Raw genomic sequence first — 8,622 nt, forward strand, 5'->3', positions numbered from 1 at the left:
CCCAGCCGGTCGGGCGCGAACCCGAGCCGCCGCCACAAGTCCAGCGCCGGCTTGGCGACCGCCCCGACGTCAGGCAACCGCGTGTCCCTGCCGGGCACGACCCCCAGGAAGAACGTCAGCCCCGCCTCGACGCACTCCCCGAAGGCGTCCTCATCCCTGCGCCGCAGCAGCGAGGCGTCCACCGACACTCCCTGTACGCCGGCCCTGCGCAGCACGCCGAAAGGCACCGACGGCGCGCAGCAATGCACGATCGGGCTGTCGAAGGACCGCATCGACTCCTCCACCCGCCACTCCTCGACGGCGGCGAGTCGCCCGAACCCCGACGCGGTCGGCACGGTCCCCGCGAGCACCCCGGGCAGCGCGGGCTCGTCGAGCTGCAGCACGATCTCCGTCACCCCGGGCAAGCGCCGCCGCACCTCGGCGCAGTGGTCGGCCACCCCCTGCGCCAGCGAGGCGGTCAGATCGCGTACGGCCCCCGCGTCGGCGAGCACCTTGTCCCCGTACTTCAGCTCGATCGCCCCGGCCAGCGTCCACGGCCCGCAGACCTGCAGCTTGAGCGGCCCCGAATAGTCGTGCCCGACCTCCTCGAGCCCGTCGAGGTCCCGCCGCAGATGATCGACGGCCCGCTGGTGGTCGCGCCCCGGCCGGTCGGTCAGCCGCCATCCGGATGGCTGCACCTCGACGGGCAGCTCGACGAGCATCCCGGCCGTCCTGCCGATCATGTCGGCGCCGACGCCCCTGGCCGGCAGCTCGGGCAGGTACGGCAGCCCGGGCACCTCACCGAACACGACCCTGATCGCCTCGAGATGATCCTCGCCCGGATGCGAGCCGACCCCGGTTGCTTCCCACGTAGACATGGGCCAAGCGTAGGCTCTGTCCAATGGAGCTGACGAAGTACGACCACGCCTGCGTACGCGTGGAGAAGAACGGCAAGGTCCTGGTCATCGACCCCGGGACGTTCAGCACGGGGCCGGTGCTCGACGGCGCCGACGCGGTCCTGATCACCCACGAGCACTTCGACCACGTGGACGTCGACAAGCTGAAGGCGGCGTCGCCCGCCCTGGAGATCTACACCTGCGAGGGCGTCGCCGCCGGGCTGGCGGACGTTCCGGCGAAGGTCCAGGTGGTACGGCACGGCGACGCGTGGGAGGCGGCCGGTTTCCGCGTGCGGGCCTTCGGCGAGTGGCACGCCAAGAACCATCCCGACGTGCCCGTCGTCCAGAACATCGGCTTCCTCGTCGACGACGAGATCTTCTACCCGGGCGACGCGTTGACCGTCCCGGATGCGGAGGTGCCGACCCTGCTGGTCCCGACCGGCGGCCCGTGGCTGAAGCTCGGGGATATGGTGACGTATCTCCGCACGATCCGCCCCGCCAGGGCGTTCTCCACCCATGACGGCCTCTACAACGAGATCGGCCTCGGACTGGTGGACAACTGGCTGAAAGGGGAGGCGGAAGAGCTGAAGGCCGACGTCCGCCGCCTGGCGGTCGGCGAGTCGGTGACGATCAGTTAGCGGAGACGATCGTGGCCGACCCGATCACCGTGTCGCCGGAGTAGAGCACCGCCGCCTGGCCCGCCGCCACCCCGGTGGCCGGGCGGTCGAGGTCGATGCGGAGGCCGCCACCGGCCTCCGCATAGTGGCACCCGTACACCTCGCCATGTGCCCGCAGCTGCACGGTCAGGTCGTCGAACGTGGACGGGCCGTTCCAGACCGGGCTGCCGCACGTGATCGAAGTGACCTCGAGGGCGGAACGCGGGCCGACCGTGACCGTGTTGGACACCGGCTCGATCGACAGCACGTAGCGGGGCCTGCCGTCGGGCGCCGGGCGGTCGATGTGCAGGCCCTTGCGCTGCCCGATCGTGAAGCCGTGGGCGCCCTGGTGGCTGCCGACGACCTCGCCGCCCTGGTCGACGATGGGCCCCTCGGCCGAGCCGAGCCGCTTGGCCAGGAAGCCGCGGGTGTCACCGTCGGCGATGAAGCAGATGTCGTGGCTGTCGGGCTTGTCGGCGACGGTCAGACCGCGCCTGGCGGCTTCCTCGCGCACCTCGGCCTTGGTCGAGTCGCCCAGCGGGAAGATCGCGTGGCTGAGCTGCTCGCGGGTGAGCACGCCCAGCACGTACGACTGGTCCTTGCCCTGGTCGACGCTCCTGGACAGCACCCCGTCGACCAGCTTGGCGTGGTGGCCGGTGGCGACCGCGTCGAAGCCCAGGGCCAGCGCCCGGTCGAGCACCGCCGAGAACTTGATCTTCTCGTTGCACCGCAGGCACGGGTTGGGCGTGCGGCCCGCGGCGTACTCGGAGACGAAGTCCTCGACCACGTCGCGTTGGAAGCGCTCGGCCATGTCCCAGATGTAGAACGGAATGCCGATCACGTCGGCGGCGCGTCGCGCGTCGCGCGAGTCCTCGATCGTGCAGCAGCCCCTCGCCCCCGTGCGGTGGGATTGGGGGTTGGCCGACAGCGCGAGGTGCACACCAGTGACGTCGTGACCGGCCTCGGCGATCCGAGCGGCGGCCACGGCGGAGTCGACGCCGCCCGACATGGCGGCAAGCACACGCAGTCCCATGACTTTCCAGCGTACTGTCCTGCCGGGAGTGCGCGACCATGGTCTGGATCTGCGAGTATTCAGCCCATGCGACTGTTCGGGCGCAAGGACGCAGCAGACGAAGAGGCCGGCGACGGGATCGCCGAGTTCTGGGCGTGGTGGCAGGAGGCCAGGCCAGGGCTCGACTCCCTGGTCGCGGAGAGCGAGGTCGACGGGCTGGAGGAGCGGCTCGCCCCTGCGGTCGCCGCGATCCACCCCGGCCTGGTCTGGGAGGTGGCGCCGGGCAAGAACGCCGCGCACGCCCTGGTGGTGACCGCGGCGGGCGATCCAGAGCTGCGCTCGCTCGCACACCGCTGGGCCAAGGCGGCGCCGCCGGCGGACCTGCTGTGGGAGTTCCACCCGTCGCGGCAGGCCAATCCGCAGGCCATGGAGCTGACGCTCGACGTGGGCGGCCTCGACTTCGCGCTCGACAAGCTGATGCTGGGGCTGCGGGTGCCGCGGGACCAGCCGCGCGTGGACGTGGCCGCGTACCACCCGATCTTCGGCGAACTCGACGAGGACACCCGGATGGAGGCCACGCTGCTGGCCCTCGACTGGCTGCTCGGCGAGGACGACGTGGCCAGGTGGGTCGGCGAGATCACGCCCGCCACGTTCCAGCCGATCGACTCGGTGCCCGCCGTCCACCTCCCCGCCGTGGTCGCCGACCTGGCCTCCGGCTACACCGAGGAAGAGTGGGTGCTGCTGGAAGGGCAGACGGGGAGCGGCGCGCCGCTCGTCGCCACGGCCCGCCATCCGCTGCGGCCGGTGGACTATCCGCTGTTCGACCAGCACATCGCGATCACGCTGCCGTACGCGCACCGCGACGAGAACGGCCTGCCGGTCGGCGACTCACTGACGGCGCTGCGCGACTTCGAGGAGCGCCTGGCCGCGCGGCTGCTCAAGCTGCGCGACGACGCGGTGCTCGCGGCCCACATGAGCGCCGAGGGGCACCGGATCATCCACGTGTACGCCGACCCGACCGGCGACGCGGCGGTCCACGCCAAGGAGCTGATCGTGAGCTGGGAGGAGGGCGAGCCCCGGGTGGACGTGGCCTCCGACCCCGCCTGGACCGCCGTGGTGGCCTTCCTCACCTGAGGCCTGCCCGTCTTCGGGGCCTCGGCTGGAGCCGGCCCGGCGTTCAGCTGAGACCGGCTCGGCGGGCGCGCTCGACGGCGGCGGGCAGCACCTCGAGCAGGCGGTCGACGTCGTCGCGGGTCGAGGTGTGGCCCAGCGTGAACCTGAGCGAGCCCCGCGCCGCCGCCGCGTCGGCCCCCATGGCCAGCAGCACGTGGGACGGCTGCGACACGCCCGCGGAGCAGGCCGACCCCGTCGAGCACTCCACGCCCTTGGCGTCGAGCAGCATGAGCAGCGCGTCCCCCTCGCAGCCGGGGAACGAGAAGTGGGCATTGCCGGGCAGCCGGTCAACCGGGTCGCCGTTGAGCACCACGTCGGGGACGGCCTCGCGTACCCGCTGGATGAGCTCGTCGCGCAGCGACGTCAGGCGGCGGCTCAGCGCCTCCTGCTCCTTGACGGCCGTGGTGACGGCGGCGGCCAGCCCCGCGATGGCGGGCGCGTCGAGCGTGCCCGAGCGCACGTCACGCTCCTGGCCCCCGCCGTGCTGAACGGAGACCGGCGTCAGCCCCCTGGCCAGCAGCAGCGCGCCGACCCCCATCGGGCCGCCGATCTTGTGTCCGGTCATCGTGAGCGCGTCGGCCCCCGAGGTGGCGAACGACACAGGCAGCTGCCCCACCGCCTGGACCGCGTCGGTGTGGAACGGGATGCCGTGGTCGTGGGCGATCGCGGCCAGCACGTGAACGGGCTGAACCGTGCCGACCTCGTTGTTGGCCCACATGACGCTGACCATGGCTACATTGCCGGGATCGCGCTCGATGGCCTCGCGTAGCGTGTCGGGCTGGACCCGGCCGTACGCGTCCACGTCGAGCAGCTCCACCTCCGCGCCCTGGCTGTCGGCCAGCCAATGGGCGGGATCGAGCGTGGCGTGGTGCTCCACGGAGCTGATCAGGATGCGCCGCCTCGGACGACGCGACCAGTAGAGGCCCTTGATCGCGAGGTTGTCGGCCTCGGTGCCGCCCGAGGTGAACACGACCTCGCTGGGCCGCGCGCCGAGCGCGTCGGCGATCGACTCGCGTGATTCCTCGACCACTCTCCGCGTCCGGCGGCCCGCGGCATGCAGCGACGAGGCGTTGCCGACGCGTTGGAGCTGCTCCGTCATGGCCTCGATCGCCTCGGGCAGCATCGGGGTGGTCGCCGCGTGATCAAGATAGGCCGACGGTCTGGTCACCCGATCAGCGTATCTCGTTTGCGACTGTACCGTCCGGACGGTACAGTTGCAGGCATGCGAAGGGATGAGCTTTTGGACGCTGCGGAGGAGCTCCTCTGCGACCAGGGCTCAGCCGCGCTCACCCTGGCTGCCGTGGCGGACCGGGCGGGCGTCAGCAAAGGCGGCCTCCTCTATCACTACGGCTCCAAAGAGGCCCTGATCAAGGGCATGGTGGAGCGCCTGATCGAGGACTTCGACCAGCTCATGGCCGCGCAGCCCGGCGAGACCTACACCGAGCGCTACCTGAGCGCCACGCTGGCCTCCGTCCGCTCAGGGCGGCTACGACGATGGGCCGTGGTCACGGGGGCCTCCGGCAACCTCTTCCTGCTCGCGCCACTGCGCGACGCGATGACCCGCTGGCATCGCGAAGAGCTGGACGAGGAGCCGGATCCGGTGGCGTCGCAGATCGTACGACTGACGTGTGAGGGGCTCTGGGACGTGGCCAGCCACGACCCGGAGCTGAACACGGAGAACGACCTCCAGGCCCTCGAGACCCGGCTGAAAACGCTGCTCGGATCCCCTTCCTGACCTTGTGGTCGGCGGCCCGCGCCCGCTCCGGCCGCCTTGACCCCGGTCACGCTTCCCACTCCCCCCTGCCCTTTTGGACTCGCCTTCCCGACTGTGGGAGTGCGGGTCCTTTGGATGGAACGAGGGAGCGCAGCGGCACCCGGCCACCGCACGCGCGGCACGGCAGGTCGCGCGGCGGACACGGCAGGACGGTGGCGGGCGCGGGAGCGCGTGGCCTGGCGAAATGTGCGAAAAATTATGACTTGTGTGAGGTGTTGTGTATGACCCGCGCCCTGAGGAGTGCCCGTTATGGGGCGGTCCTGACCTTTGTGCTGGCCGGGCTGATGGTCGGCACCATGACGGTGCGCATTCCCGCGATGACCGACAAGCTCGGCCTGTCCGAGTCGACGGTCGGCGCGATCCTGCTCGTATGGGGCCTGGGCGCGCTGGTGACCATGCAGTCCATGCGAAGGATCATGGCCCGCGCGGGCAGCAGGGCGGTGTTGCGGATCGGCGGGCCGCTCACCGCCCTGGGGCTGCTGGCCGTGGCCTTCGCCCCGAACCTCCCGTTGCTCCTGGTGGCCGTGGCGTTCTTCGGCATGGCGTTCGGCACCGTGGACGTGGCCATGAACGCCCAGGGCTCCACGGTCGAGCAGGCGTACGGGCGGCCCCTGATGAACGGCATGCACGCGGGCTGGTGCGTAGGCGCCATCGCCGCGGGCGCGCTGGGCAGCCTGGCGATCGCCGTGGGGCTGCCGTTCACCGCCAACGTGGCGCTGATCGGGCTGGTCTCGCTGCCCGTCATGGTCGTGCTCGGCCGTACGTACCTGCCGGAGTCCCCGGCGGACGGCACCGTGACGACGGCTCGCCGACGTATGCCGCCGATCGTCTACCTGCTCGGCGCGATCATGTTCTTCGCGTTCATGGTGGAGGGCACTGTCGCCGACTGGAACGGCCTCTACATGCGGAACGAGCTGGGCGCCCCCGAGGCGCTGGCGGCTCTCGGCTATCCCGTGTTCGAGGTGGGCATGCTGGTCGCCAGGCTCACCGGTGACCGGTTGCGCACGAGGTTCGGCGTCCGGGGCATGCTGACCGTCTCCGGGGTGGCGACGGCCGGGTTCTTCGCGGTGGTGCTGCTCGCGCCGGCGGCGTCGGTGGCGGTGTTCACGATGTTCTTCGTCGGGCTCGGCGTGGCGACGATCTCGCCGCTGACGCTGTCGCTGGCGGGGACCGCGACCGACACGCCTGGTCCGGCGATCGCCCAGGCGGGCGCCATGGGCTACGCAGGTCTGCTGCTCGGCCCCGTGGTGATCGGCTTCCTCTCGGATGCCACCTCGCTGCGTACCGCGCTCGGCATCGGAGTCGTTCTCGGCGCGCTGATCGCCCTCGCCTCCCGATTGCTCCCCCGCAGGGAGGGCACCGCGCTCGCCCCAGTTCCGGCCGTCGACCGCGAGCTCGAGGAGCTCGCGGCCTGACATTTGTCACCGTTCAGCCTCGTACGTCCGGCACTGTCCCCAGCAGCGCGGGCCGTGCGAGGCTGATCGCGTGTTCAAGCCCTATGCCACCGCGGCGGCCTTCGTGATCACGGCGGTCCCCAGTCTCCTCCAGCTCGTGACGCCCGGCTTGGAGACGGCCCTGATGCGGGACCCGGCCGCGATCCGCGGCGGCGAGTGGTGGCGCCTGGTGACGGCCCTGGTCGTGCAGGACGGCGGCCTCTGGGGCACCCTGTTCAACCTGGCGTCCCTCGCCGTGCTCGGCTACTGCGCGGAGCGGTCGTTCGGCCCGGGCCGCTGGCTCACGCTCTACGCGGCCGGCGCGCTGGCGGGGGAGGCCTCCGGATATCTCACGAACGACCCGGGTGCGGGCAACTCGATCGCCGTCTGCGGCCTGGCCGCCGGCCTCGCACTGGCCGCCACGGAGAGACTGGACCGCTCGCTGGGCGCGTTCTACGCGGTCGTGCTGGCCGCCTCGCTCCTGGCCGACCTGGGCACTTGGGGCGTCGCCGCCATGATCGCCCTGGCGGCGGCCGGCTCCCAGCTCGTCGCCCAGCGCGAACGCGTCCCCTTCTGGCTCCACGTCGCCGTCCTCGTCGCCGCGGCCGCCATCCTGATCGTCCGGTTGGACCTTCACGGGTTCGCGCTCCTGGGCGGCATCATGGTGGGATGGATCTTGAAAGGAACATCCCCTTCGACGTCCACGCGTACGAAGCCCGCGTGAAGTCGCGCCCCTGCTTCATCTGCGCCATCGTCGCCGGCGACCCGGCCTACGCCGATGAGTGCATCGTTTACGAGGACGACCACCACCTGGCATTCCTCACCCGCTATCCCACCATGCCCGGATACCTCCTGGTGAGCCCGAAACAGCACATCGAGCACGTCGTACGCGACCTCGACGAGGACGCGTACCTCGGCCTGATGCGGGTGGTCAGGAAGGTGGCCCTGGCCGTGGAGTCGGTCGTGCCGTCGGAGCGCACGTACCTCCTCTCCCTCGGCAGCCAGCAGGGCAACTCCCACCTGCACTGGCACGTGGCCCCGCTCCCGCCGGGCACCCCGTACGAGAAGCAGCAGTACCACGCCCTCATGTCCGAGAACGGCCTGATCCACTGGACACGGGCGCAGGCGGTGGACCTGGCCGCCCGCGTCAGGCAGGCGCTCGCCTGAGAGTTCTCTGTGGATCCGAGCGGAACGGCGCCGTGCGGCCCCACGTGGCGGCGTCGCCGCTCACAGAGAACTCACAGACCCCCCAGAACTCCCCCAACCTGCCGCCCCACGCTGGATCACATGATCCAGCTCAACGGACTGACCAAACGCCACGGCGACGTGCTCGCCGTGGACGATCTCACCTTCACGGTGCGGCCAGGTCTCGTCACCGGCTTCCTGGGCCCGAACGGCGCGGGCAAGACCACGACCATGCGCATGATCCTCGGCCTCGACCTGCCCACCTCCGGCACCGCCACCATCAACGGCCGTCCCCATCACACGCTCAGGCATCCGCTGCGCGCGGTCGGCTCGATGCTGGAGGCTCAGGCCGTGCACCCGGGGCGGAGCGCGTACAAGCACCTGCTCTATCTCGCCCAGACCAACGCCATCCCCGACACCCGGGTCGCCGACGTGCTCGACCTGGTCGGCCTCACAGCGGCGGCGGGCAGGAAGGCGGGCGGGTTCTCGCTGGGCATGAGCCAGCGGCTGGGCA

The 8,622-nt window shown here is 71.1% G+C and carries 10 protein-coding genes; 7 read left to right on the forward strand and 3 right to left on the reverse strand.

The window, feature by feature from the left end; translation table 11 throughout:
- A partial coding sequence (locus AB0J09_RS47250) for a methionine synthase (RefSeq protein WP_360706749.1) occupies positions 1–857 on the reverse strand: 857 nt, incomplete at its 3' end.
- Positions 858–880: 23 nt separating this feature from the next.
- Here AB0J09_RS47250 and AB0J09_RS47255 point away from each other — a divergent pair.
- Positions 881–1,513, forward strand: coding sequence for an MBL fold metallo-hydrolase (locus AB0J09_RS47255; RefSeq protein WP_360706751.1), 633 nt, complete (start codon positions 881–883; stop codon positions 1,511–1,513).
- On the opposite strand, the gene mnmA is transcribed toward AB0J09_RS47255, so the two are convergent.
- Positions 1,506–2,564: a tRNA 2-thiouridine(34) synthase MnmA gene (mnmA, locus tag AB0J09_RS47260; RefSeq protein ID WP_360706754.1), complete on the reverse strand. Its 1,059-nt coding sequence runs from the start codon at positions 2,562–2,564 to the stop codon at positions 1,506–1,508. The genes AB0J09_RS47255 and mnmA overlap by 8 nt on opposite strands.
- A 66-nt stretch (positions 2,565–2,630) precedes the next feature.
- On the opposite strand from mnmA, the gene AB0J09_RS47265 reads away from it, so the two are divergent.
- On the forward strand, positions 2,631–3,677 hold the full coding sequence (locus AB0J09_RS47265; protein ID WP_360706757.1) for a DUF695 domain-containing protein: 1,047 nt from the start codon (positions 2,631–2,633) through the stop codon (positions 3,675–3,677).
- A gap of 43 nt (positions 3,678–3,720) precedes the next feature.
- Here AB0J09_RS47265 and AB0J09_RS47270 read toward each other — a convergent pair whose 3' ends face one another.
- Positions 3,721–4,884, reverse strand: coding sequence for a cysteine desulfurase family protein (locus AB0J09_RS47270; RefSeq protein ID WP_360706760.1), 1,164 nt, complete (start codon positions 4,882–4,884; stop codon positions 3,721–3,723).
- Positions 4,885–4,938: 54 nt separating this feature from the next.
- On the opposite strand from AB0J09_RS47270, the gene AB0J09_RS47275 reads away from it, so the two are divergent.
- The 5 genes from AB0J09_RS47275 to AB0J09_RS47295 form a co-directional block, all read left to right on the forward strand.
- Positions 4,939–5,451 (forward strand): TetR/AcrR family transcriptional regulator, encoded by a 513-nt coding sequence (locus tag AB0J09_RS47275; RefSeq protein WP_360706762.1) that lies wholly within the window; start codon positions 4,939–4,941, stop codon positions 5,449–5,451.
- 260 nt (positions 5,452–5,711) lie between these two features.
- Positions 5,712–6,905: an MFS transporter gene (locus tag AB0J09_RS47280; RefSeq protein WP_360706765.1), complete on the forward strand. Its 1,194-nt coding sequence runs from the start codon at positions 5,712–5,714 to the stop codon at positions 6,903–6,905.
- A gap of 70 nt (positions 6,906–6,975) precedes the next feature.
- Positions 6,976–7,647: a rhomboid family intramembrane serine protease gene (locus tag AB0J09_RS47285; protein WP_360706768.1), complete on the forward strand. Its 672-nt coding sequence runs from the start codon at positions 6,976–6,978 to the stop codon at positions 7,645–7,647.
- Positions 7,593–8,090 (forward strand): HIT family protein, encoded by a 498-nt coding sequence (locus AB0J09_RS47290; protein WP_360706771.1) that lies wholly within the window; start codon positions 7,593–7,595, stop codon positions 8,088–8,090. The genes AB0J09_RS47285 and AB0J09_RS47290 overlap by 55 nt, the downstream gene beginning before the upstream one ends.
- 120 nt (positions 8,091–8,210) lie before the next feature.
- The coding region (locus AB0J09_RS47295; RefSeq protein ID WP_360706773.1) for an ATP-binding cassette domain-containing protein at positions 8,211–8,622 on the forward strand (412 nt) is incomplete at its 3' end.

Source organism: Nonomuraea sp. NPDC049784 (genome assembly GCF_040659615.1).
In the GTDB taxonomy this organism is placed as follows: domain Bacteria; phylum Actinomycetota; class Actinomycetes; order Streptosporangiales; family Streptosporangiaceae; genus Nonomuraea.

Coding starts and splice junctions, on each gene's coding strand:
- AB0J09_RS47255 (WP_360706751.1), top strand. CDS start 881: ATGGAGCTGACGAAGTACGACCACGCCTGCGTACGCGTGGAGAAGAAC.
- mnmA (WP_360706754.1), bottom strand. CDS start 2,564: ATGGGACTGCGTGTGCTTGCCGCCATGTCGGGCGGCGTCGACTCCGCC.
- AB0J09_RS47265 (WP_360706757.1), top strand. CDS start 2,631: ATGCGACTGTTCGGGCGCAAGGACGCAGCAGACGAAGAGGCCGGCGAC.
- AB0J09_RS47275 (WP_360706762.1), top strand. CDS start 4,939: ATGCGAAGGGATGAGCTTTTGGACGCTGCGGAGGAGCTCCTCTGCGAC.
- AB0J09_RS47280 (WP_360706765.1), top strand. CDS start 5,712: ATGACCCGCGCCCTGAGGAGTGCCCGTTATGGGGCGGTCCTGACCTTT.
- AB0J09_RS47290 (WP_360706771.1), top strand. CDS start 7,593: ATGGATCTTGAAAGGAACATCCCCTTCGACGTCCACGCGTACGAAGCC.